The organism is Paenibacillus sp. GP183 (genome assembly GCF_900104695.1).
Lineage (GTDB): Bacteria > Bacillota > Bacilli > Paenibacillales > NBRC-103111 > Paenibacillus_AI.
On sequence record NZ_FNSW01000001.1, the window covers coordinates 994,268 to 1,020,918 of the forward strand.

Consider the following 26,651-nt stretch of genomic DNA (forward strand, 5'->3'; position numbering starts at 1 on the left):
TTCACTTCCTACAAGGTTGACGTGATAAGGACGGATATGTCTGCTATTGCAAACACTTTTTTATAAAATTCATGCTTTCCCTTTTCTGATATTCATTCACACTGTGGCCCAGAAAAGGATACACCTTGATTTCCTTGGGAGCCTCGATCCGGTTATAAGCGGCGAAAATTGTTTTGGGAAGGCATATTTCATCCTTCAAGCCCACCGACACCAAAATAGGAATCCGGATTCGATCAGCCAAATTCATATTATCAAAATAGCTCAGATTTTCCAAGATGAGAGTTAACTTTTCCGGGTACACATTGGCGAATTCAGCAAGCTCTTTAAGAGAGCCTATGGAATCAAATATACCATAATTCATATGGCACATATTCGGGATGTCGGCAACTGCGCAGCAGGCCTTGTTGGATAAAGCTGCAACCGCCATAACCAAACCGCCTCCTTGGCTCCCCCCATGAAGCACAATGGCCTCAACATCGGTCTCGGGTTGAACGGAGGCGGCATCCAGAGCTTTTAAAGCATCTATGATGATAGCCATGTAATAAGAGGTTTCTTTTTGCAAAATTCCTTGGGAAATCCAGCCCTTGGTCATTCCCTCGCTGCTGGTCAATTGATTTCCGGTTTGACCTCCCTGTCCCCGCACATCCAAGGCTAACACACAATATCCCAGCATCAGCCAGTGGGCATATCTTTCAGGATAGCCGCGTCCGTTGGTGTAGCCTTGATAGACGACCACACACGGCATTTTACCGTGAACAAAAGAAGGCACAATATACCATCCAAACAAGGGTGTTTGGTCAAACCCTTCAAATTGAATTTCATATACCTTGGCATAGGGGAATGGAGAATCCACTTGCTTCCTTTGCATATTCAACGGTTTATGGTTAAATGTCTCCAGCTGATCATGCCAGAATTGTTGAAGAAGCTGCGGTTTCACACTCATTTCGGGAATGTAGTCATTTAGCTCCTTTAATTGACGGGCAAGCTCGTCCATGTTTTAGCCATCCTTCCACTGTTAAGCCATTAGTATGATTCAGATATTACCTAGTAAAAGTAATAGCAAATAAACACATAAAAAGTTAACAGCAAGAAGAGCAGGAAAACCCAATGTAAATGACAAGTGCTTTGTTTTATGCCGCCAGACAAGCATGCCAAGCCATCCGCCCAGTGCTCCTCCAATGGCTGCGAATGTAAATAAACGTTGTTCCGGGATTCTTCTGCGGCCTCGCCTTGCTTGCTTCTTATCATATCCCATAGTGAAGAAGTTAATGGCATTAATAAAAAGGAGATAAATGAATAATGCTGCGGGCAAAATAGTTCCTCCTCTAAGCTGGCAAGAAAGAGCCTCGCACCTATTCAGGAATGCTCGGCTCTTCTATTTGGGCGAGAAATATTTGATAGGCTTTTTTCATTTTATGGATATAAGCTTCATCATGAGAAGTGCACAGAAAATGGACATCGCCTTGACCATACTCATTCAACAAGGATCCTTGCTCCAAAATATCCTTTAATCTCTTCACGGTGCCTCTGCTTCCATCTACTAATCTGGTATTTGCAGGAAGGAGTTCAGCCAGTATCCGCTTATAAAACGGATAGTGCGTACATCCTAACACCACGGTTCCGTATTGTTCAAGAGAATAAGCGGACAGCTTGTCTCTTAAGTATGTCTTGATTTCATCGGGATCGAAATTCAAGGCTTCGCAATATTCTACCAGCTCCGGCAAGGGCAGCGAGTCTACAATGCTCATATCATCGACACGATGCACAAGCTCGTTGTACTTGTTCTCCCTTAGCGTGAGCGGTGTAGCCAGCACCAAGACCCGTTTACCGCTGGAACGGCTCATTTCAACGGCAGGCTTAACGGAAGGCTCCATCCCGATTACAGGGATATCCATGCTGCTTCTCAGCTCTTCAATAGCAATGCTGGTAGCTGTATTGCAGGCAATAACTACAGCCTTGACCGGCTCCTGCACAATGAGCTTCATCGCTTCCAGGATATGCTGCTTCACTTGCTCTTTAGGCTTGCTGCCATAAGGCACATGAAGCGTATCCGCCAAATATAGAAAGTCTTCCTTTGGCAATTGACGGACGGCTTCTGTTAAGACGGAGATCCCGCCAATACCTGAATCAAACAATGCTATTCTCATGAGTGTGATTATCCTTTAAATAAGTCTTGAAATTCAGTATAGCCTTCTTTTTCCAAATCCTCTTTCGGAATAAAGCGCAGCGCTGCTGAGTTAATGCAATATCGAAGTCCGTTCGGACCGGGACCATCATTGAAAACATGGCCCAAATGAGAATCAGCCTCACGGCTGCGAACTTCCGTACGAATCATGCCGTGAGTCTTATCGACAACTTCTTTTGCCGCCGACTCATCCATGGGTTGTGTAAAGCTGGGCCAACCGCAGCTTGAATCAAATTTATCCTTGGAGCTGAACAACGGCTCACCGGATACAATGTCCACATAGATTCCGTCAGCTTTGTGATTCCAAAACTCATTGCGAAACGGCGGCTCCGTTGCGTTATTTTGGGTTACCTCATATTGCATCGGTGTCAGCTTCTTACGTAAAACCTCTTTATCCTTGTCAGCATTCCAGTGCTTCTGGATATAACGATCCCTGCCGGAACCATTGCGGTATGCTTTGTAATGCATCGTGTTTTTCTTATGATAGCCTTGATGGTACTCTTCCGCAGGATAAAAGGTGCTGGCTGGCAGGATCGGCGTCACAATTGAACTGTTGAAACGTCCGCTTTCGTCTAATGCTTTTTTTGAAGCCTCGACGGTCTGCTTTTGCTCGTCGCTGTGATAGTAGATTGCTGTTCCATAAGATTCGCCGCGATCAAAAAACTGTCCCCCCGCATCGGTTGGATCGATTTGAGTCCAAAACAGCTCTACCAGCTTTTTGTATGGAAATACAGCAGGGTCAAAAGTGATTTGTACAGCTTCTTTATGTCCAGTCGTTTCGGAACAAACTTCTTTATAGGTAGGATTTTCTTTATGTCCGCCTGTATAACCGGAAATGACTTCGATAATTCCGGGCTGCTCTTCAAAGGGTGAAACCATACACCAGAAACATCCGCCTGCGAATGTGGCTTTTTCTAGGGTCATTGTATGCTATACCTCCCATTAATTAAGATTTATAGCTTTAGTATAGCTTATTATGGTCTGAAATACGAAACTCGACGCCTTGAGGAAGAATTTCCTTCACTTGATTCCTCACGAGCTCGGAACGGCTGAGTTCCTCGCTTAGAATGACGACGATGCCCTTGTCCTCCCGGGTACGAATCAACCTGCCGATTCCTTGCCTCAGACGGAGCAGCATATAAGGCAAATCCACCTTTTCAAAAGGAGAATCCGAGCCTTTGCGCATAGCCGTGTAAACGGGGTCATTCGGAGGAAACGGCAGCGCCCAGATGATCACATTGGATAAAGACGGCCCGGGAACATCAAGCCCTTCCCAAAGCGTCACCGCACAAAGGCTGCTGTGCTCATCATTTTGAAAAGCGGAGATCAAAAAGCTGATCTCCCTGTCTCCTTCAAACGCTATAGACAAGCCTGCGGCTTCGGGATTCAAGGAGATTTCCTGCTTAAATCGTTTCAGCTCCTCTTTGGATGGAAAAAGGATCAAGGCTCTGCCTTCCGTTTGCTTCAGCATACGCAGGGTCCAGTCCATTTTTTCCGCAAAAATATCGGACGAACCGAGCTCGGGAACAATGACTTCCATTTGATGCTCATAATCATAAGGGGATGCCACTGTGAATGAAAGGTAATCTTCGATGCCCAAACTGTCCGCCATATAAGAGAACGAACCGTCAATGGAAAGTGTCGCCGAGGTAAACAGGATGGGGATTTGCTGCGAGAAAACCCGCTCCTTCAGAACTTCCTTCACCAGCTTAGGCATAATGACAAAGGTCAGTCCGTCCCCTTCATCGGTGACCCAGAATATTAACTGCTCCGAGAATTTAAACAAGCTCAGTGCCAGCTGAATCATTTCCAGATGCTCTTCCACGATTCGGAGCTGATAAGGTTCAATGGTGTAAAGCTCGCTCTCAAAAATAAGCTCCTCTTCAATCGTGGCGAGTATATCCCGAAATCGATTAATCTGCACGACCAGTTCTTCCCCATAATGAATTTCCCTGCGGTCAGAGCCGGGTACAGCTTTGCTGTGCTTTTCCAAAGCCGCAAACAGCAGCTCGCTCCGTTCAATAGCCTCATCAATCGCTTCGGCCAAGGATTCGCGGATTTCCCCTTTTAACAAACGAAGCAATATTTCTTCAAAGACATTATGCTTTAGCTTGTAAGTTAAAGCCTTTTGCGCTGCGGTCTCCAGCAGATGACCTTCATCAAAAACAACCGAGCTGTGCTCCGGCAGCAAAGGAAGCTGTCCTTCACGCTTACGCGCTTCATAGGTCCATACATGCTCCATGTAAAAATCATGCGAACAAATGATCAGATCCGGTGATTTGCGGTAATGATCCCTCGAGAGCGTTTGCCCGCAGCGATGTCTTCGATCACAAACGAGGCAATCCTGAAAAGGATCCCAGCTAATTTTTTTCCATTGCTCATCATTTAAGGTCGAGTAATTCGTCCGGTCCCCATAGGGGTAGAAGGATTGCATCGCCGCATGGTTGTTCACAAAATCGGGGAGCTGCTCATGAATAGATTGAAAAAGCGCAGACTCTTCCTCCTTATGTCTGGATTCCTCCAGCTTAACGAGGCATAGATAATGATCCGGCGACTTGCCGAGACGTGCATCAATGTCCATATTCAAATGCTTGGCCAGCTTGGCGATGTCTCCTTCCGGCTTCACCAGCTGCTCAATCAACGACTCATCTGCACATGCAATCACAGCCGGTTTACGCGAATAACGCGCATGGCATAGGGCATGCAGTAAATAAACCAGGGTTTTACCGGTTCCGACGCCTGCTTCGGCGAAGATCGTTTGGTTTTCGGCAAAAGCCCGCTCCACCTGAAAGGACATATAAATCTGCTCGTCCCTGATTTCAAAGCCGGCCTCTGGCAAGATTTCATAAAAGACGTCTGCAATCCAGTCGCTTGCCTGCGAATAGAAGGATTCAGACGGATTATAGGTAAAAGGGTATCGCTGCACTGCGGGTTAGCCTCCAATAATCTTTATAAGTTCATAAGAGCGGATACGCTCATCGTATTCAGGGGTCATGGTGACAATCATGAATTCATCTACTTTATAACGCTCCTGCATAAGCAGAAGCTGGTCCTGGACTTGCCGAGGATTCCCGATCACGATTCGTTTGGACGCTGAAGCAGTTTCGGTTTCCTTGACACCGTCCGGATTAAACAATAATCCGCCGCCTCTGGCAAGCCTCCGTGCCTCCTCTTCGGTTTCCGCACAAACGACGGCTATGGTCACAATCGTCCTGGGTTCTTGCTGCAGCTTAGAGGGCTGGAACTGATCTCGATAAACAGACAGCACCTCCAACGCATCTTGATCACTCATAAACTGCCCGAATACATACCCCGCTCCCAGCTCAGCGGCATAGGATGCGCTTTTTCTATTGGTTCCAAGCAGCCATAACTCTGGGGCAACAGGCGGAATCGGGCGAGCAATCACCGTCTTGTTTTCCATTTGGAAGCGGTGATCGAGCAGCTCCGATAAAGCCTTGAGCGATTCCGGCATTTTACGGTTTTGTTCCAGAAAATTATCATTCAAGGCCATAACCGCTTCAGCAGAACCTCCTGGAGCACGGCCGATGCCGAGATCAACTCTTCCGGGATAGAGAGCCGCTAACAAATGAAAGGACTCTGCTACCTTGATCGGTTTATAATGAGGCAGCAGAACACCACCTGAACCGATGCGGATCTGCTTGGTTTGAGCACCAATATGCGCTAGTAGAACTTCCGGTGTTGCAGAAGCCAGCAGCGCCATATCATGATGTTCGCTGGTCCAATAACGGGAATACCCAAATCGTTCTGCAGCTTGAGCTAATCTTACAGCTTGCTGCAAAGCCGTATAAGCGTCAACTCCTTGAAGCACAGGAACCAGATCAAGCACACTTAATTTCAGTGAATTCAAAATCATCGAATCTCCTTTATATGTCATGCGTCACCAATTGAAAAACCGCCGTCATAACAGCTTATGCAGGCGGTTTACACAAAGCTCTTATTCTCTTAATGCGTCACGGAGCTTGGTCGACATTGAACTGCTTCCTTGTGTAGACGGAATTCGGCGCAATTTGACCGCTTCCAGCTTTAAACGTTCATTCTCAGCGATCAATTCTTCTACCTGTTGGAGTAAGCGTTGATCTTCACGGCCGCATTCGGTGAACAGTTGCTTGAGTCCGCTGCGGATTCCGTCGATTGGATTGATGGGCAAGTGATTCATGGCAGAGGCAGCCTCCTGTTCAACTTACTCTATGACCAAATTATTTTTCGCCGCTTGCACCAATTGTTCGAACAACTCGTCATTCTTATCGAGCTCTTCTTCAACGGCAAGGATATCATCTTCGCTCCCCGACTCGTTCAAGAAATTCAAGGCATAGCTCCAATCCTTGCCGTGTTTGCTTTGCAGCGTAATCTCATAATCTTTTTTGTGGTTTTCCACCTGAAAGGAAACATGACCGACATTGCCGTCCTCTTTGTTTCTTGTCATCACAGCATTAAGAATCGTAAGCTTCATCTGATATCCCTCCAGAAAGAATCGATGGTCACATCTATATTATTGTTTCGAAAATAATCGGCATGTCCGCCAACAATGGGAATTTCCCGGATAGCAGGACTTGTCTGAATGGAGCGCATGCTTAAGGCTCGACCCAGCTGCCCCCAACCGCCTAATCGGGTTATGGGATCTTTCCATTTGCCATATTGATCAACTGCGGCGACATAGATGACATGTTCCCTGAGGACAGGAGGTATGGAACATTTGGGGGATCCAATTTGTACCACAGTCGGAGGTAACAGGTCTTCTACTTCAGATAACAGAAGCTTCGCCGCATGAACGCCTGCCACTCCGCCTCCGCTGTGACCTACAATCACCATTTTGCCGCCACGGTATAATTTACTTATTTCATCAGCCGCTTTTCGACCGCCAAGGTACCTGCCTAACCTCAAAGTAAGAGGAAGCATGTCAAATGTGATTTCCCTGAGCTGCCGTATTCTGCCAAAGTACAAGTCCCCATAAGGGAAAAGCAGCTCGCCTCGGGCAGACCAGCCATCATTTTCATACCGGCGGATCAGCTCCATGCACAAATCTTTCATAAAATTAGGCGACGTCCATATGCCTGCCAGAGCAAAGATGTCTACATTGTCCATAGCCCAGCCATCCGTGTCCTTTCCCTGTCTGTTGCCAAAATAATACCATACTGTAACTAAATCTCCAATTCTCAGCTGTAAAATTCGATTTTCGGAGGGTTACAGACGGAATCTTGCAATCTGCTCCCACAGCTGCTCTTTTTCCAAAATCTCTTTCTGCTTATCGCCAATCAGATCAAAATGGGGAAAATCCGTTCTATGATGAATATGTCGCGGATTGAGCCCATTACTGAAGCACCACTCGCGAAGCCGAGTTATATTCGAACATCCAGCCTTTGTGACGGTGGTAATTCCAGGGAAACGCTCATCAATCCAATAGTGGGTCAAAAAAGCAATTTCTCCGAGAGCTACCTTCCGTTTCCAATCATTCATTTCCGTTCTGGATATGCCAAAAGCCATAAAGCATGCTCCTTTTTTCTTGCAATAGCTACAGATCTATTTTAACACAATGCTATGATCTGGGCTTAGCCCGGTTCGTAGGCTCGGCAATAAGAGGATCATCCGGCCAATAATGCTTCGGATAGCGGCCTTTGAGATCTTTTTTCACTTCAAAATATGCATTCCGCCAAAAGCTGCCCAGATCGCGGGTTACTTGGACAGGGCGCTGTGCAGGCGATAAGAGATTCAGGGTCAATGGAACCTTGCTGCCGGCTATGCGAGGAGTATCTTCCAATCCGAACATCTCCTGCAAACGGACAGACAAAGCTGGTGCAGCCGGATCCGAATAATCGACAGGGACGCGCGAACCGCTGGGAACTGTAATATGCGTAGGTGCGCTTTGCTCAAGCTCTTGCCGCTGCTCCCAGGAAAGATTACCTTCCAAAATGGAGACCAAATGAAGCCTTTGCAAATCATTGAGGCTTTTCAATCCATATAGATGAGGGCTAAGCCACTCTGATAAATGGGCGATTAATGCAGGTACGGATACATCCGGCCAACTTGAATCGGATTGATGCATGAAGCAAAGTCGCTCTTGAAGCTGTCTGGAGGCGCGAGACCATGGCAAAATGGACAAGCCTTCATCTTCAATGCCCTGAATCAAGGCTCGCAGCACCTCCGCAGGATCAGGATCGGGATGAGGAATCTCTTTCAGGATCAGAGCCCCCAGCCTTTCTCTTTTTCTGGCTCTGACGGATTGCGACTGCTTGTCCCAAACGATGATATCCTCATCATCTATGAACTTGTTTAAAGAGCTGTACAGACTGTTCAATTCAATGGGAGCCGCCAAGTAAATCCGGCTTTCCGTGATTTGATCATCCAGATCGGCAGCAACCAGATAGGCTGCATTGGACAACGACTGCAGCTCGGTTATCGCGGCTCCACGCCCGTTGCTAAGCGTGAATTTTCCAGTGGCGCGACGTCCGGCAATCCGGTCAGGATAAGCAAAGCCCAGCAGCAAACCGCATGTCGAGCTGTCCAGATCCGTTCTGGTTGCGGAATGAATACTTAATGCCTTCTGCCAGTAGGAGGACTCCACCCCTATCCTGCGGCATATTGCCGAATCGACATGAAAAGCCGAGGGGTTTGCCAGCGCATCCAAACGCAATCGCAGATCCACGTTGCGCGCATAGGCATCGCCCCGCAGGAAGTCTCTTTCACTCAGGATCGCTGCGAGGTCGCAGGCCATGCGGCCAAGCCCCAGCGGTATCGCTTGCAGGATCATATGGGCAAGCCGCGGGTGCATCCCGATCTCGGCTATGCGTCGGCCATGCGGCGTGATGCTGCCGTCCGCATGCAGAGCGCCAAGCTGTGCCAGCAGCAGCTTGGCTTGGTTCAAGGCAGCGGCTGGAGGAGAATCCAGCCATACCAGCTCCTGCGGATCCGCGACCCCCCAGGCTGCCAGCTCCAGCGCCAGCGGTACCAGATCCGCTTCCTTGATCTCCGGCGTGCTGCTGGGCGCCAGTTGCCGCTGCTCTTGCTCGGTCCATAGGCGGAAGCAATCGCCTGGACCGAGACGGCCCGCTCTGCCGCGGCGTTGATCGGCAGAGGCTTTGGACACCGCCACGGTTTCCAGGCGGGTCATCCCTGTCCGCGGCGAGAAACGCGGAATGCGCATCAGGCCGCTGTCGATGACGACGCGGACGCCCTCTACTGTCAAGCTGGTCTCTGCGATTGACGTAGCCAGCACGATCTTCCTTACTCCAGGCGGTGCGGGAGCTAGTGCCAGATCCTGGGAATCATTGCTCAGGCTTCCGTACAGGGGAGCAACCCGAACACGATCGCCTAATCCGAGTTCTGCTAATCTAGCGGCAACCCGGTGGATTTCACCGGCTCCCGGCAAGAACACGAGCATACTGCCTTCCGTTTGATTCAAGGCTGTCAAGATCGATTGAACAACCACCGGTTCGATGCGGCCCTCCAGCTTGGCGGTCAGATAGTGCGTATCTACGGGATACGCTCTGCCTTCGCTGCGGAGAATGGGAGCGTCACCCAGCAATACGGCCACAGGCTCTGCCTCGAGGGTGGCCGACATCACCAGAATGCGTAAATCCTCACGAAGCAATTCCTGGGTTTGACGGCAAAGCGCTAGTCCCAGATCGGCATGCAGATTGCGTTCATGAAACTCGTCAAAGATGACGATCCCCACATTTTCCAAGGCCGGATCTGCCTGCAGGAGACGCGTTAAAACCCCCTCAGTGATCACTTCGATTCGTGTTGCTGGGCCTACTCGAGTGTCCATGCGAACTCGATAGCCAACGGTTTCCCCGACTTGCTCGCCTAGCAGCGCCGCCATATAGGCTGCGGCTGCGCGGGCGGCCAGTCGGCGAGGCTCAAGCATGATGATTTTGCGTCCTGCCAACCAAGCTTCATTCAGAAGCGCAAGCGGAATTCGAGTTGTTTTCCCTGCCCCAGGAGCCGCAACCAGTACAGCGGAAATATTCGATATGAGCGTCCGTTGAAGGGCTGGAATGACCGGCTCGATCGGCAGCATCTTGCTATCCATATGGAGTTCTCCTCTTTTGCCAAAATCGTGTATACTGAGAAAAGAAAAAAAGATAAAGGAGTAAACAATCATGAGTGTACACGAAGCGATATCCAAGCATTCCAATAATCAGCATCTGCATATAGTGAGATTCACAGAGCTCGATGAGCAGCGTGAAAAAGCGATTGAAGATTGTATCGCCTTATGCAAGAGCGGAAAACCCTTTTCGGTTGATTCGATAAATCAAATAACAGCTGCCATTATCGAGCATGCCAAGCATGGCATTTCTCCGCTGCGCAAATTTGTAACGGAAGAAATGGTCAGAGAATACGCCGCCAAGGCCTAGTTAAGCAGCATACGAAGTCAGTTTTGCCAAGGCAAAACTTTAAGATTATGCTTACGAAGTCAGTTTTGCCAAGGCAAAACTTTAAGGAGGGTCAACCATGAGCTTTTTTACATTTTTTGCGATGCTTATTATCGGTTCGGCATTCAGCTTCGGCTTGCTCTTGTTATTCAAAAACAAGAAACTGCCAGGTATTCTGCTGCTCGTTCTTTCCGTTGTTTTTTATATTGCCTATGTAAACTTAGCGACTGTCTATTTTACCTAAACATATAATACGCAAATAAAGCGTACCCGCCTACTATGGCAATCACATAAAACAGGGTAAGTCTTATGATGTTGGGGGCTTTCCTTTGATCATACTCGGGATTGCCCTCTTTGTTTTTCCTGGAAACCCCCACTAAAATGGTAGCCACCAATGCAAAAGCCATTAGAAAGAAGACGATGGAGTAAAATAAAAATTCCAGGATTTTCACTTCCTCTATAGGTTTTTCAGTTTGGACACCGTTATTTGCGTGATTGAATCAACAATAAAATCAGCCCTGGTTAAATCTTGCAGGCCGGAGTTTAGATTCATGAAGCCGATGCAGGTCATGCCGGCAGCCTTTGCCGCGGCCACTCCATTACGGGAATCCTCGATAACCACACAATGCTCGGCTTCAACCTGCAGCAGCTGCGCTGCTTTGAGAAAAACATCTGGAGCCGGCTTACCCTGAGGTACTTCTTCTCCGCTTACGATCACGGAGAAATAAGGCTGAAGCTGCAGTTTTTCAATTACTGCTTGAATGAAAAGAACAGGTGATGAAGACGCAAGCCCAACCGGGTAACCGTCACTTCTCAGAGCTTGGAGAAGGGGAACGATCCCCTCAATAGGCTTTTCATCTCTTTCTTTGAATATGCGCAGCTTCATATCCATTTGCATGCGACTCAATTCATCCACGGAAGGCTCAAGCATATGCGCTTCCTTGATATACTTCCACATCGCGGGATTGGTCATCCCCACGTACTTTTCGAGATCTTCATGAGTAAGGTTCAATCCAAGTTGGCGTGTCATGATCAAATCAATTTCAAAATGCATCGGCTCGCTGTCGATAATGACACCGTCCATGTCAAAAATACAAGCTTTGAACAATGTTTTCGCCCCTTTATTTATCCGGATCGATTTGATTAATGGCATTAAATAAAAGCTTGTAATAATTGACATCATGCGGGACCAAATCCGTTGAAGCTATATACAAAAGCCTTTCTTCCAGCTGTCCATCGACTGATAAGTTAGCACCTACGGCAGGAATTGTTTGTGCGGCTCCTTGAATGAGAGACTCGAAATCTTTCAATCCAACGAAGTAAAGACCGGATACTTCATCTTGCTGAATCCGGTATTCAAAAATATGTTGATCGCATCGATAAAGAAATACATGGCAAAACTCCCTGTCCATACGGCCTTCGGGAAGGGCGTCTTCTTCCGCATAAATCCCGCATGGAATCAAGCTGCTGAAAGCAACCTGAAGTCCAAGCTCTTCCTCCAGTTCCCTCACTCCATCCTCCACGTTTTCTCCGGCCATTAAATGGCCGGCGCAGGAGATATCGAGCAAATTCGGAAATGTATCTTTATCCGGATGCCTAAGCTGAAGCAGTAAAGAAGGCTGATCATTTCGCAGGCTTATAATCCAGCAATGAAAGGTTTGATGCCACCAACCATTGGCGTGGACCTCCAACCTGCCGGCTGTACCCACTCGCTCCATTTGATCATTGAAAATGTCAAATATCTCATCATGATTGAGCATTAGCTGCGCTTCTCCATCCCTTTCAGCAAAGTAAAAGGCACATGGCCCATTGATAGGCCACTTTTAACTAAAAAAGGGCTTCCCGATAGCCATTTTTTATGGCTGAGGATAGCCCCATTCGTTCATTATGCTATCGAGGTCGGCGCTTCAAAAGGTGAAGAATAGCCGCTCAAGGCGCTCAGGATCCGATTCGCTTCATCGCTGCTCATCGACCCAAACCGTTCGGTCGCCTCCACGATCTTGGGGAATAAATGCACATCGCCCGCGCTGGCAAATCCGTTCAAGCCGGGAAATGAAAGCACGAAGTGCACGCAGGCATCGATGATTTCCTGCTGATCAAACGGCTCATACCAAGTGGCGTAATTGCGGGATTGTTTCTCATCCCAGGGGCCCTTGGCAATCGCTTTGATAACCCTGACAGCGGCTCCTTGCTTGTCAGCTTCAGCCATGAATAAATCAAAATCATGCCTGTACTCCGGAAGGCTATACAGGTAATAGTTAAGCGGAAGCAGCACGGTATCAAACGGAAATCTGCGCAAAGCCTCCAAGTGTACTGCAGGTGCAGAATGCCCATGTCCCGTGATGCCAATCGCTTTCACAAGTCCCTGCTCTTTGGCTTCCACTACAGCTTCAATCGCGCCGCCCTTTCGGGTGCAAAGATCCAACTCCGTCATGCTGCCTACAGCATGCAGCTGGATCAAATCCAGCGTATCCGTTTGCAGCCTCTCCAAGGAACGGTGAATCTCCGCCTTGGCCTTGTCGTAGCTGCGCTCGCCTGTCTTGGATGCGAGAAAAATCTGATCGCGAATTCGCGGCATCCAGGGTCCCATGCGAAGCTCCGCTTCTCCATAGCTTGCAGCAGTGTCAAAGTGATTCACGCCATGCTCAAGAGCGAAAGAGATGGAAGCGTCCGCTTCCTCCTGGCTTACATTTCCTAAGCTTGCAGCTCCAAACATAACGACTGAGCTGTTGTATCCAATCTTTCCCAGCTTGCGATACTCCATACGAAACACCTCCTTATTGCTTATTATATCGAATAGTTTTTGTTTGTAAAAGTAATACCTGTTGGAGTTTATACATTGTTTTCATCTTCCGTAGTTTCAACCAGTGAGGAATATGCATTCTGCACGGCCGCCAGCTCCGTATCGCATTTTCTTCGTTCATTTTCCAATTCCCATAAAATCGTATTTACAGCGGAGCTTTTGGATTCCACTTGGGCTAAGGTGTTTTGAATTCTGCCCTGTACGATCCAGTCTGTAATCAAGCCGTCAAAGAAATAATCCGAGAAGCGAAGAAAAGAATTTACATCCAGCTCGATGGTCAGTGTCAAGTGTACATCCTGAAGCTCTTTTTCAAATCGGCCCAAGTTTTTCTGCGCGTTTTGAATATAATCCATGGCTTCATCCAGCCGATTGTGTTTGCCATGAGTGGCGAGCAGTCCTCCGCCCAGCATATCAAACGTCCCCCAATTGGTGGCAGCGTGCAGCGCAACTTTTGCTTGATCCAGGTTATCTGACACTGATTTCCCTGCGGCGATGGCTTCATTCAATTCTTTGATATTTATTTCCAACTCCGCACGCCGCTCAGCCAATTCGTGAAGCTTTTTGCTCGTGACGGAATCATTTTGCTCAATCAGCAGCTCTTTCCGGGCCGTCGCATCTTCTAAAGCCATTTGACAGTTACGAACTTCATAAAGCTTCGCTTTAAGCTCGTCAATTTCGGTGCGTATGGCTGCCGTGGCCTTGCTGGCTTCATCATGCTTCAGCTTGGCTTCCAGTACTTCCATCTGCTCATGCTCAAGGCGTTCCTCTTTCTTTGACAGGATCGTATATAAAAAGCTGGAAAAAGAAATACCCTTCAGCTTTTCCACATCTTCTTCCTCTTTCTTCAGCTGCAGTTCCCACATTCGGATTTGCTGTTCTCTTTCCTTCAGCTCCTCTTCCAGATTGTGAAGACGTTCATTCCAGATCATCTGCAGTCTGCCTTGCTCTCTTGCGGCAACGATTTTTTTATTGATTTCTATATACATCCTGCCTCCACCTCCCTAATAGCCATTACCCTTATTGACGATTTTAAACACAGTGTGGTTTCAAGACACAGGCAAGAACTGTGAATTACCTGGCAACTGGCTCCTAAAAAGAACATGTTTTAGCTTCTACTTTGGTATATAATAGGTTTGCTGATGCTGATTACATAAAAGGAATGCGTGAAACAGAATGAAAATCAACTCTAGAATTTTGCTTATATTTTTCTTGTTGATAGGTCTGCTGTTGATTGCCAACAATACATCCTATTACTGGTTCACCAAAAAATCATTGACTGAAGCTGTATCGGAAAAAATGAAATCAACTGCTGAGCAAATCCGCATTTCTATTGAGCATTCGGAAGAAGGTTCTTTCTACGTTGAGGATGTTATTGGAGAAAATCTCAGGTCAGTGGCTCTCTATGCCAAATCCGAACTCGATCCTCATATTAATAGGGTGACGAATGAACAATTGCTGGCGATTAAAAATCAAACGGGCGTAGATGGCATTTCATTAATGCAAAGGGTTGGAGATGATATTGTCGTTACCAAATCTTCCGAACCTGCGGAAATTGACCTGCCTACAAAGGATTTAGGCTATTGGTTTACGGCTTTTAACCAGCTTTTCAATGACCATAACGTTACGATTTCAGAAGGAAAAAAACTGCCCAACTTTTGGACAGGTCCTTATGAAGTTCCAGCCTCAGGCACAAGCGATAAGTCTAAATTCGGTTATTATTATGATGGAACTACCGATTATATCATTTGTACCTTTGTTAATGCGCGAAGAATAGATGTTTTTAAAAATATTACGGGTGCAAATTCGATCATTAAAAAAACAATGGACTCTAATCCGGATATTGTGGAAATAGCCGGGTTGAATGCAAATACTTTCGGGACTTCGCCCAAAGTATATAAAGATGCAGCAGGATCTCCATTTGTATCGGTTTATGACAAAACCGTCCTATTTGGACAGTATACCGTCATAGATGCAAGTGATGTCGATAACGCCAGAAAAGCCGAGAACTTGAATAAGCCGGTAAGCATCGTTACCAACTGGGTTGGTAAGCCAATCCTCAAAACATTTGTTCCCGTACAGGTGAAGCAGCTTAGCTCAGTCCAAAGAGAAGTACCCTATGTCATTACGATTGTTTCCGACTATAAAGCCATTCAGGATACTTTGAACAGCATGCTTTTTCAATCGGCCGCACTATTTTTAATTTTAACGATATGCAGCTTTGGATTGCTTTACTTTGCATTCCGGTACATGACTAAAACGAGAGAATCGGCGGTCCAATCGACTCAAGAGCTGTATATTCAAAATATGGATATGATGTTTGCGGCCATCCGCGGTCAGCGGCATGATTTCCTGAATCATGTTCAAACCATTTATGCACTTTTGTCTCATGGCAAGCGAGAAGCTCAGCTGAAATATATGAAGGAGTTAATTGAAGAAATTGATGAAGTTACAGACATCATTCAAATCGGCCATCCCGCCATAGCTGCGCTGATCCAAGCTAAAATTGCTGTTGCGATGCGCGCCAAAATCAACTTCCGCTATTCTTTCACAGGTTTGGATGGCTTGACTCTGGGCATCAAGTCAGTTGATATCGTTAAAATCATAGGCAATTTGATCGATAATGCCTTTGATGAAGCGGGCAAATTCCCTCCGGAACAACGAGATGTTCGTGTAACCGGCTGGTCAGAGGCGAGCTCCTTATTCATCTCGGTTACAAATCCTTTCGATGGCGAGCTTGCTGAAGCCGATAAGGAAAAATTATTTGAAATCGGCTATACAACCAAATCCGAAGGCGATCATCATGGTGTAGGCCTAGCAGTAGTCAAAGAAACCATCCTGAAATATAAAGGTAGGATTGAAGTGCATTGTGAAGACGGTTATATTAATTTCCAAATATCCATCCAAATGCAATGATTGAATGAACTGCCTTCGAGGGCAGTTCTTTTTGTGTTTTGAAATAAATTGGATAAATATAGGGAAATTACCCCTTCCAATAAGAACAAATGTTTGCTATAATAAAAACAAACAAATGTTCTCATTATTTGAAGGAGGTTGTTAACATGGTTCCCAGTCACAATTACCGTTTTATTGAACGAGATTATTGGTACCAGCAGGCATTATGTAACAGCGAGCATTTACTGCCTTCACAAATTGAGGATATTCTGGATGAACAACATAGAGAATACTGCGATTATACCTTTAAGTTTTATGAGGATGGTTCCGTATCCATTATCGACAATGAAACGAATGAAGCTGTTATCCCGGGAGAACTATCCGGAGCTGCTCTGGATTTTTACGTTCGCAAGAGAATTCACCTGATCAAAGTAAACCTCCAAGAAAAGCAGTTCCAATATGCCTGAAATATAGAAACAAATAGAGAAGGTTCCCTTTGGTGGGAGCCTTCTCTACATTTAAGCAGCCTCAATAGATCGTTAAGGCCGCTGGACGCGTTTAAAGCAGCTGGCGGTATGATCATCCACCATCCCGGTTGCTTGCATGAGTGCATAACAAATCGTGGAGCCCACGAATTTGAACCCTCTTTTCTTTAGATCCTTGCTCAGCGCATCGGATTGTTCCGTTGTTGCGGGAATGTCCCGCAGCTCCGCCCACTGATTGATCAGCGGCTCTCCACCGACAAAACGCCACATATAGGCATCAAAGCTGCCGAACTCTTCCTTCACGCGAAGAAAAGCATGGGCGTTTTTCACAACGCCTTCTATTTTCAATCGATTTCTGACGATTCCTGGGTTTTGCATCAATTGCTCGATCTTCGCTTGGTCATACAAAAGGATCTTCTCGGGCTGGAATTGATCAAAGGCTTCGCGATAGTTCTCACGCTTCTTAAGTATCGTATACCAGCTGAGTCCGGCCTGCGCGCCTTCCAAATTCAACATCTCAAACCATTTAAGGTCATCATGGACAGGTATCCCCCATTCATGGTCATGATAATCCACATAAATCGGGTCTTGATTGACCCAACCGCATCTTGTACACACAGCACTATCGACTCCTTCTCCAAAAGAATAAGAACATCAGTTCTGGCTATGCACATACCTCAGGAAACAGCGAAAGGGGCAGAAACAAGGCAAGCATTCAGAAGTCGTCCGAATAATTCTTTTACAAAGAAACGACGATTAAATCGATAGCAAAATTCATCGAGATACGTCTGCAAGTATGTGGAACCAAGCCCATGGTAGGTTCCTTCGACGAAAGCTTTTGCGTTACTGATCACAGTGTGAAGCCATTTGAGAAATTCTTCATTGTCTTCTTGGTAGTAGTTTTTGCTGATGTGGTGGAAGCCCATTGTATTCAATTGTTTGTAGGAAGGATGACCATCGGAATGGATCGTGGAGCCTTTAGCTATGCATTCTTCAGCTACTCGATGGATCTCCTGAATGCTGACCTTTTCAATGACCTTCATTCGAAGATGCCTAGGTCGGCCTTCTTCATCTGTGGATAGAGCGATGGCGACTTTTGTTTTTCCAGTGCCTCTGCCATCTGTTCCTGATTTGCGTCCGCCGAAATAAGCGTCGTCCATTTCCACTAAACCACTTAATTGATAGTTGGCATCTTGGGCCCTCATCGCCTCTCGAATCTTGCGCAGCAAGCGTAGCGCCGTTCTGTAGTTGATTTCGAGAACGTCAGAAAGTGCTAGTGCTGACCGACCTCGCTTATCATGGACAACTAAGTAAATCGCCCAAAACCAGGTCAGTAGAGGCAACTTAGATTTATGCATGATGGTTCCCGCGGTCACGGAGGTCTGATGAGCACACTGCTGGCACTCGTACAGTCTTCGTTTTTGAATGAAGTAGTATTTCTCATGTTTGCAGCGTGGGCATTGGAAACCATCTTTCCATTTTTGAGCCGAAAGGTAGGACGCACAGTCTTCCTCGGTTCGAAATTCTTTTTGAAATTTGATTAATGACATTTCAACTGCTTTTGCCATCTTCCAATCACTCCGAACGTATGTTTGATATTTCCATTTTATCACACGTATGTTCGTATTGAAAGTTGTTCCTGAGCAGAGTGCATAGTCAGAACATCAGTTCTCTCTATTGTATATCGAGTCTGTAAAACTGTCCAGTGTTGTACATAAGGGCAGTTGCTGCTTCTTGTTCAGATATATGTTTGATTTTAGCAATTTCCTTAATGACATTAATGATCATGCCCGGATGTGTTCGTATTCCTTCAAATGGTCCATCGAATGGCCAGGGACCATCCGTTTCAACCATCAGTAGCTCGATCGGATATTGTGCGGCCAGCTGGCGTATATCTGCTTCATAAAGCACATCAGGTGTAATGGATATGTGGTAACCTTTGGAGATCATTCGTTGGATCGTTTTTTTGCTTCCTTTGAACCAATGAAAATGGGCTTGCTTCACACGATGCCGTTCCAGTAAATCGCAAACAAGATCTGCATCTTCATAGACCGCATGAAGCACAATCGGCTTATGTAAGCTCGCGCTCATAGTGATAAACCGCTCCAATAATTCCAGATAAGGTTCGAGTTCAAAAACGAGACCCTTCTCTTCAGCTTCCTGCCTCCTGTAATAGGGCAAACCCACTTCACCAATGGCAACCATCTGAGAAGCGTGCTGCAAAATCCACTCAAAGAGCTGCTCCCTCTCTTCTTTTCCAGCGACATCTTGTTCGGGATGGTAGCCATAAGCGGCATGTACCAGATTTGGTTATCTGTTGCTCCATGAATCGGTAACTTTGCAGGATTCCAAGTGCCTGGAGACAGCGATCAACCCATGTATCTGCATCGTGGGAAGATTGGATAGTATTTCAACCAATTCGGGTTCCTCGTACATATCCAAATGAATATGAGCATCGATACCGCGGATCAAAGGCTTTCCCCCGATACAGGAATGCTGTGCAGCCTGCCTTGCTCTTTTTTCATAATCGCATAGATCTCCTGCCTCAGTTGTTGAAAGGAAAGATCCAGCATGACGGATTCCCGTCGCGGACGGGCAAAAGGGACCTCAATCACCTTCATAATGCTTGACGGCTTATTGGACAGCACATAGATACGGTCCGATAAATACAGAGCTTCTTCAATACTGTGGGTTACGAAAAGAACCGCTCTCTTGTTCGCTTCCCATATATCCAGCAGCCATGCCTGCATCTCCTGGCGAGTGAGCGCATCCAGGGACCCGAATGGCTCATCCAGACACATCAGCTCTTGCGGACTTAGCAAAGCACGAAGAAAAGAGACTCTCTGCTGCATTCCTCCTGACAGCACATGCGGAAACTCCTGCTCATATCCGCTGAGCCCTACGCGGCCTAGCCATTTTCTGGCTTCTTCTAAAGCTTCACTGAGGCTTGCCCCTGCTATCTCTTGCGCCAGAACTACATTCGACTCTACAGAACGCCAAGGAAACAAAGACGGCTGCTGCGGCATGTAGCTGATAAGCCCCTTTTGGCCGGTGACCAAGCTGCCCTCAAGCCAAACTTCACCTGAAGAAGGCGTGATCAATCCGCCGATAATCTGAAAGAGCGTTGTTTTGCCGCTTCCGGAAGGACCTACTATGGAAACAAACTCACCCTTATCCACATGCAGAGAGATATCGGACAGCACCTGTACGCTTTTGCTCTTGTTCGTATAGGTATGCTGGACATGCTTCAGCTCCAAAATACGTTCGGACATGGACGTTTCCCCTTTCCTAGGATTTGACATTCCAACGAATCAGCAGCTTTTCGAGCCAAACAATTAAGGCGAAGAACAATAAGCTCAAGCAAACAATGATGAAAATGGCTACAAATTCGCGATCCGCCCGATAGTTATTTTTTTGCAGCATCATATAGATGCCGATTCCTTTGCCGCTGCCGAGCCAATCGGCGATAACTGCACCCATGACACTATAGGTGGCTGAGATTTTTAATCCGGAAAAGATAAAGGGCAAGGAATTGGGCAGCTCCAGCTTCATAAATAGCTGCCGCTTGGATGCTCCGATCATTTGCATATATGTATACATGCTCCGGTCCGTTTGCATGAATCCGTCCATCGTTGCAATGGAAATCGGGAAAAAACATACTAATGTAATGACGATGATTTTAGGCAGCAAACCGAATCCGAACAGGATGACCAGCAAGGGTGCGAGAGCAATAGTCGGGATATTTTGAGTCAGGATCAGCAGTGGATAAAATCCGGCTTTAAATCCAGGTACCAGATGCAGTACACAGGCTGTTAGCAGTCCAATCAGCACACCTGCTCCAAATCCGAGTAACGTCATTTGAATCGTTGAACCTGTTAGCTTCAGCAAGGTCGGCAGCGACTGAAGGCCTTCTGACAAAATCTTCAGCGGTGCAGGCAGCAGCCAGCCCGGAATCTGCAGCCATATTGTCGATAACTGCCAAACGACCAAAAGCAGTATGACCACTAATATTGGCGGCCATACTGCCTGGATCCAGTTCGAACGATTCACGGACGATATTTCTCCGTTAATTTATCCATGGAAGCACCGGATGGATTGAATAGAATCTTCACCTGGGACAGGACGCTCGGGCTGCCCATCTCGATCATGGCTGCATTCATGTCCTGTATGATCTGAAGTAGATGATCCAGCTCTCCCTCCATGGTCGTTTCCAGCGGACTTACCTGGTGCTTGACACCGGACTTCGCGATCACCTCAATCGCTCGGTCCACATAAGGAATGACATCTTCATTGTTCTTGGTTTTTGGAATGATTTGAATACTTACCAGTGCATTAGCCATACGATACGCCTCCTTGAGCGATTTTGATTATTTTTTGGACCCGGGCAAGAAGTCGTTGGTGAATGCAGCATCTACATCCAGCTTCTTTTCGAGCAGCTTATGATCCAACATCCAGGTGGCATAGTTATCCCATACGGCTCTCTTTTGCTCACCCCAACGCGGTGCATCATCCTTGTACTTGGGACTGAGCCATTTTTGGCTGGCAATCACCAGCTTTTTGTCCAGATCCGGCACGGCCTTCAGCAGCATATTGGCTGCTTCCTCAGGCTTGTCAATCGCAAATTGGTAACCTTTTGCCGCAGCAGCAGTGAAAGCCTTGACGATTTCAGGTTTTTCCTTAATCATCTTCTCGCTTGTCGCAAGTACAGGTGTATAGTAATCCAGTTTATCCGAATATTTGGTCAAGTAAATCATATTAATCGGCTCATTGCGAAGCTCCGCATCTACACCTGTCCAAGCATAATAGATCCAGGAAAAATCAATATCTCTCTTAACCGCAGTAAAATAATCAGCGGATCCGATGTTGACGACCTTCACCTTGCTGACATTCGCTTTCTCCTGCTGCATCAAGGATTCGATGACCGCCATTTCCACAGGTGCCCCGTAACCGCCGTAAGTTTTACCTTCAAAATCCTTAGGCGTTTTAATGTTCTTACTTACCGGGGAAGCAAAACCGGAAGTATTATGCTGAATGATGGCAGCTATGGATACAATCGGAACTCCCTGAATTCGCGCATTGGTAATACTCTCTTGAACACTAACGCCAAATTCAGCTTTTCCGGCTGCTACCATGCCCTCCGAACCGCCATCTCCCGGCTGAATAATCTCCACATTCAAACCTTCTTGTTCGAAATAACCTTGATCCTTCGCCACGTACAACCCGGTGTGATTCGTATTCGGTGTCCAATCGAGCACAATCTTAACATCGGTCAGCTTGGCAGGCTTTGTACTTGCTGCCGCTGTTGCCGCAGGTTTTTCTGTGGCTGCTGATGTTGCTGTTGCTGAATTCCCATTATTGTCTGTTTTTGCTCCACAGCCTGCGACAACAACGGTCAAGCTCATCATTAGCACGGATGCCATTTTTCCCCACTTCATGCTGTATCTCTCCTCCAACTGTTTGTTACCAAATAAAAAACGCCCCGGTATCCGTGGGCGTCTTATGAGCGCAATTGGTAAGGCATTTGCATAAAAATATCCACTCGGAAATGAACCGAACGGATGTGCATTTGATCTTATTCTCTACGCTGGCATTACCCAGATCAGATTAACGGTTAGTGACAGTTTGGTCACAATCTCAGCCTGACTCCTCAAGCTCCCGTGGGTTATTTGGTTGTACATTTAAGATACATCAACTTTCCGGCAATTGCAATGCTATTTCTTTTATCCTTACAATTTAATCATCCTGGATTCTTCTTCAGCCCATTCATCAAATTTCGTCAATGAACGCTCGGCATCGTCATACCCAAGCTCATAAAGCAGCTGCAATTTATCTGCATTCTTTTCCACACGGCTCACCATCATAGGCGAAGAAGGACGAATAACCAAGGCTTTCCCTTGTTTCTCCAGCTCATCTACTATTTCCAGCGATTCATTATAGATTTGGCTGCGATTCACCAGTGCATCCACAAGCCCATTGTATTTGGGATAGACACTTTTGGCGAACCATTTTTGCTTGAATGGTGATTTTCTATAACCTTTTTCTTTCGTTAAAATAATCACGTGACGCTCATTTCCATCCTTGATGGACTGCTTGATAGGAATCGGATCGACAAGGCCGCCGTCAAACAAGGTGCGTCCTTCAAACACGACTGGCTGGGAAATAAAAGGAAGACTGCTGGAGGCTCGGAGGATAGTTGATGTATTCTCCATCAAATCATGCTTCGTATAATAAACCGTCTCCCCTGTAACAGCATCTGTTGTACCTATGGCAAAACGCTGTTCCGAGGAATAAAAGGCAGGAAAATCAAAAGGCTCGAGCACATTGGGAAGTTGATTAAAGATGAAGTCCATACCGAACATACTTTTCTCGCGTAACAAGTTGCGGTAACTCAAGTACCGATGGTCCTTTATGTATCCGATTGTCACTTTCTTGTTACGGCCCCGCTGACGGGAAATATAGGAAGTTGCATTACAGGCTCCAGCCGAAACACCGACCACATATGGGAAATACAAATCATAGTCGATTAAGTAATCAAGTACTCCAGCCGTATAGACTCCTCTCATACCGCCGCCCTCAAGCACTAAACCAATACCATTCATATGCCTTCTCATCACCTATCCTTAAGCTTGTATCTGTATTTTCATTTGTATCAGTTACACTTTCCTCTATTGTACAGGATTTGACAAAAAAAAGAAATTCTTATCTCGGAAAGAAGATATGATCTTCCTTCCCATATGACTAAAAAACCTCCATACTCAAAAGTGAGATTGAAGGTTTATCAAAGCTATTATATTAGATCATGTGTATTTTTCTTTAATGACAAGAAATTCATCCAGATGAGTCAAAAACAAATCTACCAACACCGGATCAAAATGACGGGCCTTTTGGCTTAGAAGGAAATCCAGCACTCGGTCCAAATCCCATGCCTTCTTGTACACTCTATCGCTGCAAAGGGCGTCAAATACATCGGCTACTGCTGTAATCCGACCATAGATGTGGATGATTTCTCCCTTTAAGCCATGAGGATAACCGCTCCCATCATACTTCTCATGATGCTGCTGAGCGATAGTTGCCGCCGCATTAAGCACCTGCTTATTGGAATGCTTCAGCATTTCATACCCCAAACCCGCATGAGACTTGATGACTTCAAATTCCTCATCGGTCAGTGGGCCCGGTTTGTTCAATATAGCATCCGGAATGCCGACCTTCCCGACATCGTGCATGGGAGATGCCAAGCGAATCACCTCGGCCTCCTGCTCCGAGAGCCCATACTTTAGTGCCAAGAGCCTTGAATATTCCGCAACTCTTTTGACATGATGTCCGGTTTCCTTGGAACGCGTTTCCGTAATTTCACCCATGGTGTAAATAATTTCCTTCTGCGTGTTTTCCAGCTCTAGATTTAAATAAATGTTCTCAAAGGCTACGGAGACATTCGCACAATAAATCTCCACCAAATAACGTTCCCACTCACTCAGAGTCTGGAAACCGTTGATATAAATCACATTTTCCATGCCCATTTTACTTCGAAAATAAATGGTCATGTGGCATGAACTATATATGCTGATTTTTGTTTGAAAGGCTTGCTCTATGAACTCAAACACATCTCTGGGCACTACATCCCTGGCTCTTTGTTCCCCGGTCTGGGCATAATCACCGCTGGCGGCCAATATGTATATATCTTCTTCTTCCTTCGTGACGGCAAAGCTGCAATGAACCGCATTCTCATTCGCATTGACAATGGAGATTAATTGAGTCAGAACACCGGAGGCGAATTTTTTCATCGATTGAAGCTCAAATAAGGTCGGTGCCGATTTGATTATTTCTTCAAGGCCGTTTCTGCTCTTCTCAATCACTTTAATATCACGAAAGGAACGTAAGGCAGACACTACGGTGGTGAACAGCTTTTGGGTCGTAAGCTCTGTTTTCTCTTTGTAATCATTGATATCGTAATCCATGATGACTGATTTCTCGGGAGCCTGACCGGGTTGGCCGGTGCGCAGAATGATACGGATAGATTGATTTTTCATCTCTTTGCGTAAATATTTAATGAGTTCCAGCCCTGCATGCTCACTCTCCATCACGACGTCAAGCAGGATGAGCGCGGCATTCGGGTGCGCCTCAATCAGTTCCTTGGCTTCAGTAGCTGAAAATGCACTGTGAAACTCCAGCTTTTTCCCGTCAAAAATAAAATCATTCAACACCATTTTTGTAACCTGATGAACCTGCTTTTCGTCATCCACGATAAGAACTTCCCAAACCTCTTGATTACGCTCCTTAACCAATAAGGGACTTCTATCATAACCCTTCTCTTCATCCGCAAAAATCAGCTCATCATCAAGTTCTTGAGGATTATCACTATTCATGGAATGTTTCCTCCTCTATTGGTATCTCAATATAAAACATACTGCCGCGGCCCAGCGTGCTGTGTACTTGAATGGTTCCCCCCAGCGACTGCGTCACCAGATTATAAACAATATTCATACCGAGCCCTGTTCCGCCATTACCCCGGCTTGTCGTGAAGAAAGGATCGAAAATCTGCTCCAAAACCTCCTGCGGCATTCCTTTGCCATCGTCTGAATACATAAAAATAATCCGATCCTTTTCCGCATTAATCTTAAATATGAGGTTGCCTTCTTCTCCCGATTCATAAGCGTGGTTCAAAGAGTTCATAACCAGATTGGTCATGATTTGAGAAATGGCTCCCGGAGTGCTGTACAGTTCAAGGCTGCTGTCACACTCAATCAAAACTCTATGTTTTGTTTTCTTGAGAGTGGGTCCCAGACTGACGATGACCTCTTCCATGTACTCTTTTAATTTAAACGTACGCTTTGCTTCACTGGTTTGATCCACGGAAACCTGCTTAAAGCTCCGCACAAGTGCAGATGCGCGCACCAAATTGGATTGTATCATTTCGGTTGTTTCTATTAGTGTGAGGATGAATTGATCCAGGTCCGATTTTTTCATTTTATTTTGTTGGTAATTCGTTTGAAAGTCTTTTATTTTCTGCTCCAAGAAGGAGACGGCTGTAACACCGATGCCAATGGGCGTATTAATTTCATGCGACACTCCGGCGACCAGACTGCCCAGCGCGCCCATCTTTTCCGATTGAACCAGCTTTTCCTGCGCATTTTTTAAAGATTCAAGAGCATTCTGCAGCTCATAATACCGTTCGTCCAGGTTAATGACCATCTCGTTAAAAGCATCGGAAACCTCTTCAATTTCAGGTGAGGCGCGAAAGTCCAGTTTAGGCAGGGTGCCGCCCTGCTTGACGATAACAGCGGCTTCACGCAGACGCATCAAAGGCAAAATAACAATGTTGCGAAGGATTAACCATAAGATCACCATCAACAGAATCGCAGATGAAAGACCGGCGAGAATGGAGAACACAATGCGTTTGGTAACGAGATCCGATTCCTCGCTGGAATCATAAAGAACCTCAACAGCTCCAATAACAGAACCGTCCTCTTGAAGCGGAGCTACGAGCCGAACAATTGGCATCCCCATTTGTTTCTTGGGGATCCTTTCAACAAATGTCTTATCTTGTTCAGGTATAACCGGATTTTTGGAATTCATCTGTTTTCCTACCCAATCTCGTTGAGAGGAAGCCAAAATTAAGCCCTGTTTGTCATAAAGAATCAGTTGATATACTTGCTTATTTTTATATTTGATATAATCGAAGATTTGTTGAACATCATGAACAGACCGCGACTCTTCATATCTTCCGTTAATCGCTACGGTCATACCGCTGATTTGACTGACATAGGCTTGCTCAACGGATTTTTGCAAGTTCACCGTATCAATAACCAGAAATAAAGAAATGATAAACAAGGTTGCTGCCGAAACAAAAAAGATGATTTTTTTTTGCAATCCTGTTCTCTTTCTAGGTGACGCCATAT

General features: G+C 46.2%; 29 protein-coding genes and 1 riboswitch. Of the genes, 4 read left to right on the forward strand and 25 right to left on the reverse strand.

What is annotated here, in order from left to right; translation table 11 throughout:
• Positions 1-43: 43 nt before the first annotated feature.
• The 11 genes from BLV33_RS04875 to hrpB form a co-directional block, all read right to left on the reverse strand.
• A complete protein-coding gene (locus BLV33_RS04875; protein ID WP_090788796.1) occupies positions 44-994 on the reverse strand; it encodes an acetylxylan esterase in 951 nt (316 codons plus the stop codon).
• 39 nt (positions 995-1,033) lie between these two features.
• The gene (locus BLV33_RS04880) at positions 1,034-1,312 is read right to left on the reverse strand and encodes a DUF1294 domain-containing protein (protein ID WP_090788798.1); all 279 of its coding nucleotides are present in this window, start codon (positions 1,310-1,312) and stop codon (positions 1,034-1,036) included.
• Positions 1,313-1,352: 40 nt separating this feature from the next.
• Positions 1,353-2,147: a glutamate racemase gene (murI, locus tag BLV33_RS04885; protein ID WP_090788800.1), complete on the reverse strand. Its 795-nt coding sequence runs from the start codon at positions 2,145-2,147 to the stop codon at positions 1,353-1,355.
• An 8-nt stretch (positions 2,148-2,155) separates the two neighbouring features.
• The gene (gene msrB, locus BLV33_RS04890) at positions 2,156-3,109 is read right to left on the reverse strand and encodes a peptide-methionine (R)-S-oxide reductase MsrB (RefSeq protein WP_090788802.1); all 954 of its coding nucleotides are present in this window, start codon (positions 3,107-3,109) and stop codon (positions 2,156-2,158) included.
• Between the two features lie 37 nt (positions 3,110-3,146).
• Positions 3,147-5,111, reverse strand: a complete 1,965-nt coding sequence (locus BLV33_RS04895; protein ID WP_090788804.1) for an ATP-dependent DNA helicase — start codon at positions 5,109-5,111, stop codon at positions 3,147-3,149.
• A 6-nt stretch (positions 5,112-5,117) separates the two neighbouring features.
• Positions 5,118-6,059, reverse strand: coding sequence for an LLM class flavin-dependent oxidoreductase (locus BLV33_RS04900; RefSeq protein WP_090788806.1), 942 nt, complete (start codon positions 6,057-6,059; stop codon positions 5,118-5,120).
• 81 nt (positions 6,060-6,140) lie between these two features.
• Complete coding sequence (locus BLV33_RS04905) at positions 6,141-6,362, reverse strand: hypothetical protein (RefSeq protein ID WP_090788808.1); 222 nt, start codon at positions 6,360-6,362, stop codon at positions 6,141-6,143.
• 24 nt (positions 6,363-6,386) lie between these two features.
• Positions 6,387-6,656 (reverse strand): hypothetical protein, encoded by a 270-nt coding sequence (locus BLV33_RS04910; protein WP_090788810.1) that lies wholly within the window; start codon positions 6,654-6,656, stop codon positions 6,387-6,389.
• Positions 6,653-7,288, reverse strand: a complete 636-nt coding sequence (locus BLV33_RS04915; RefSeq protein ID WP_090788812.1) for an alpha/beta hydrolase family protein — start codon at positions 7,286-7,288, stop codon at positions 6,653-6,655. The genes BLV33_RS04910 and BLV33_RS04915 overlap by 4 nt, the downstream gene beginning before the upstream one ends.
• A gap of 99 nt (positions 7,289-7,387) precedes the next feature.
• Positions 7,388-7,687: a hypothetical protein gene (locus BLV33_RS04920; protein ID WP_090788814.1), complete on the reverse strand. Its 300-nt coding sequence runs from the start codon at positions 7,685-7,687 to the stop codon at positions 7,388-7,390.
• A 52-nt stretch (positions 7,688-7,739) separates the two neighbouring features.
• The gene (gene hrpB / locus BLV33_RS04925) at positions 7,740-10,232 is read right to left on the reverse strand and encodes an ATP-dependent helicase HrpB (RefSeq protein ID WP_171909017.1); all 2,493 of its coding nucleotides are present in this window, start codon (positions 10,230-10,232) and stop codon (positions 7,740-7,742) included.
• Between the two features lie 70 nt (positions 10,233-10,302).
• Here hrpB and BLV33_RS04930 point away from each other — a divergent pair, with 70 nt between their 5' ends.
• Entirely contained in the window at positions 10,303-10,557 is a 255-nt protein-coding gene (locus tag BLV33_RS04930) for a DUF2533 family protein (protein WP_090788816.1), read from the forward strand.
• A gap of 97 nt (positions 10,558-10,654) precedes the next feature.
• A complete protein-coding gene (locus tag BLV33_RS29200) occupies positions 10,655-10,819 on the forward strand; it encodes a hypothetical protein (protein ID WP_171909018.1) in 165 nt (54 codons plus the stop codon).
• Positions 10,820-11,032: 213 nt separating this feature from the next.
• Here BLV33_RS29200 and BLV33_RS04940 read toward each other — a convergent pair whose 3' ends face one another.
• From BLV33_RS04940 to BLV33_RS04955, 4 genes are all read right to left on the reverse strand, one after another.
• The gene (locus BLV33_RS04940; protein ID WP_090788818.1) at positions 11,033-11,683 is read right to left on the reverse strand and encodes an HAD family hydrolase; all 651 of its coding nucleotides are present in this window, start codon (positions 11,681-11,683) and stop codon (positions 11,033-11,035) included.
• Between the two features lie 13 nt (positions 11,684-11,696).
• A complete protein-coding gene (locus BLV33_RS04945; protein ID WP_090788820.1) occupies positions 11,697-12,335 on the reverse strand; it encodes an NUDIX hydrolase in 639 nt (212 codons plus the stop codon).
• Positions 12,336-12,460: 125 nt separating this feature from the next.
• A complete protein-coding gene (locus tag BLV33_RS04950; RefSeq protein WP_090788822.1) occupies positions 12,461-13,339 on the reverse strand; it encodes an aldo/keto reductase in 879 nt (292 codons plus the stop codon).
• 68 nt (positions 13,340-13,407) lie between these two features.
• Positions 13,408-14,364, reverse strand: a complete 957-nt coding sequence (locus BLV33_RS04955; protein WP_090788824.1) for a hypothetical protein — start codon at positions 14,362-14,364, stop codon at positions 13,408-13,410.
• A gap of 187 nt (positions 14,365-14,551) precedes the next feature.
• Here BLV33_RS04955 and BLV33_RS04960 point away from each other — a divergent pair, with 187 nt between their 5' ends.
• On the forward strand, positions 14,552-16,291 hold the full coding sequence (locus tag BLV33_RS04960; RefSeq protein WP_090788826.1) for a sensor histidine kinase: 1,740 nt from the start codon (positions 14,552-14,554) through the stop codon (positions 16,289-16,291).
• A gap of 146 nt (positions 16,292-16,437) precedes the next feature.
• Entirely contained in the window at positions 16,438-16,737 is a 300-nt protein-coding gene (locus BLV33_RS04965) for a hypothetical protein (protein ID WP_090788830.1), read from the forward strand.
• 72 nt (positions 16,738-16,809) lie between these two features.
• Here BLV33_RS04965 and BLV33_RS04970 read toward each other — a convergent pair whose 3' ends face one another.
• From BLV33_RS04970 to BLV33_RS05015, 10 genes are all read right to left on the reverse strand, one after another.
• A complete protein-coding gene (locus BLV33_RS04970) occupies positions 16,810-17,373 on the reverse strand; it encodes a DNA-3-methyladenine glycosylase I (protein ID WP_090788832.1) in 564 nt (187 codons plus the stop codon).
• 59 nt (positions 17,374-17,432) lie between these two features.
• Positions 17,433-18,323, reverse strand: coding sequence for an IS1595-like element ISPaen5 family transposase (locus tag BLV33_RS04975; RefSeq protein ID WP_086558112.1), 891 nt, complete (start codon positions 18,321-18,323; stop codon positions 17,433-17,435).
• 106 nt (positions 18,324-18,429) lie between these two features.
• Entirely contained in the window at positions 18,430-19,059 is a 630-nt protein-coding gene (locus BLV33_RS04980; protein ID WP_366414845.1) for a TatD family hydrolase, read from the reverse strand.
• 164 nt (positions 19,060-19,223) lie between these two features.
• On the reverse strand, positions 19,224-20,027 hold the full coding sequence (locus BLV33_RS04985) for an ABC transporter ATP-binding protein (RefSeq protein ID WP_090788833.1): 804 nt from the start codon (positions 20,025-20,027) through the stop codon (positions 19,224-19,226).
• Between the two features lie 16 nt (positions 20,028-20,043).
• Complete coding sequence (locus tag BLV33_RS04990) at positions 20,044-20,805, reverse strand: ABC transporter permease (RefSeq protein WP_090788834.1); 762 nt, start codon at positions 20,803-20,805, stop codon at positions 20,044-20,046.
• A complete protein-coding gene (locus tag BLV33_RS04995; RefSeq protein ID WP_090788835.1) occupies positions 20,802-21,095 on the reverse strand; it encodes a thiamine-binding protein in 294 nt (97 codons plus the stop codon). The genes BLV33_RS04990 and BLV33_RS04995 overlap by 4 nt, the downstream gene beginning before the upstream one ends.
• Before the next feature lie 27 nt (positions 21,096-21,122).
• Positions 21,123-22,190: an ABC transporter substrate-binding protein gene (locus BLV33_RS05000; RefSeq protein ID WP_090788837.1), complete on the reverse strand. Its 1,068-nt coding sequence runs from the start codon at positions 22,188-22,190 to the stop codon at positions 21,123-21,125.
• Positions 22,191-22,313: 123 nt separating this feature from the next.
• Positions 22,314-22,423: riboswitch (TPP riboswitch) on the reverse strand.
• A 58-nt stretch (positions 22,424-22,481) separates the two neighbouring features.
• Complete coding sequence (locus BLV33_RS05005) at positions 22,482-23,354, reverse strand: patatin-like phospholipase family protein (RefSeq protein ID WP_090788839.1); 873 nt, start codon at positions 23,352-23,354, stop codon at positions 22,482-22,484.
• Between the two features lie 198 nt (positions 23,355-23,552).
• Complete coding sequence (locus tag BLV33_RS05010) at positions 23,553-25,118, reverse strand: DUF3369 domain-containing protein (RefSeq protein WP_090788841.1); 1,566 nt, start codon at positions 25,116-25,118, stop codon at positions 23,553-23,555.
• Positions 25,111-26,649, reverse strand: coding sequence for a sensor histidine kinase (locus BLV33_RS05015; RefSeq protein WP_090788843.1), 1,539 nt, complete (start codon positions 26,647-26,649; stop codon positions 25,111-25,113). Before BLV33_RS05015 ends, BLV33_RS05010 begins: the two co-directional genes overlap by 8 nt.
• Between the last annotated feature and the right edge of the window lie 2 nt (positions 26,650-26,651).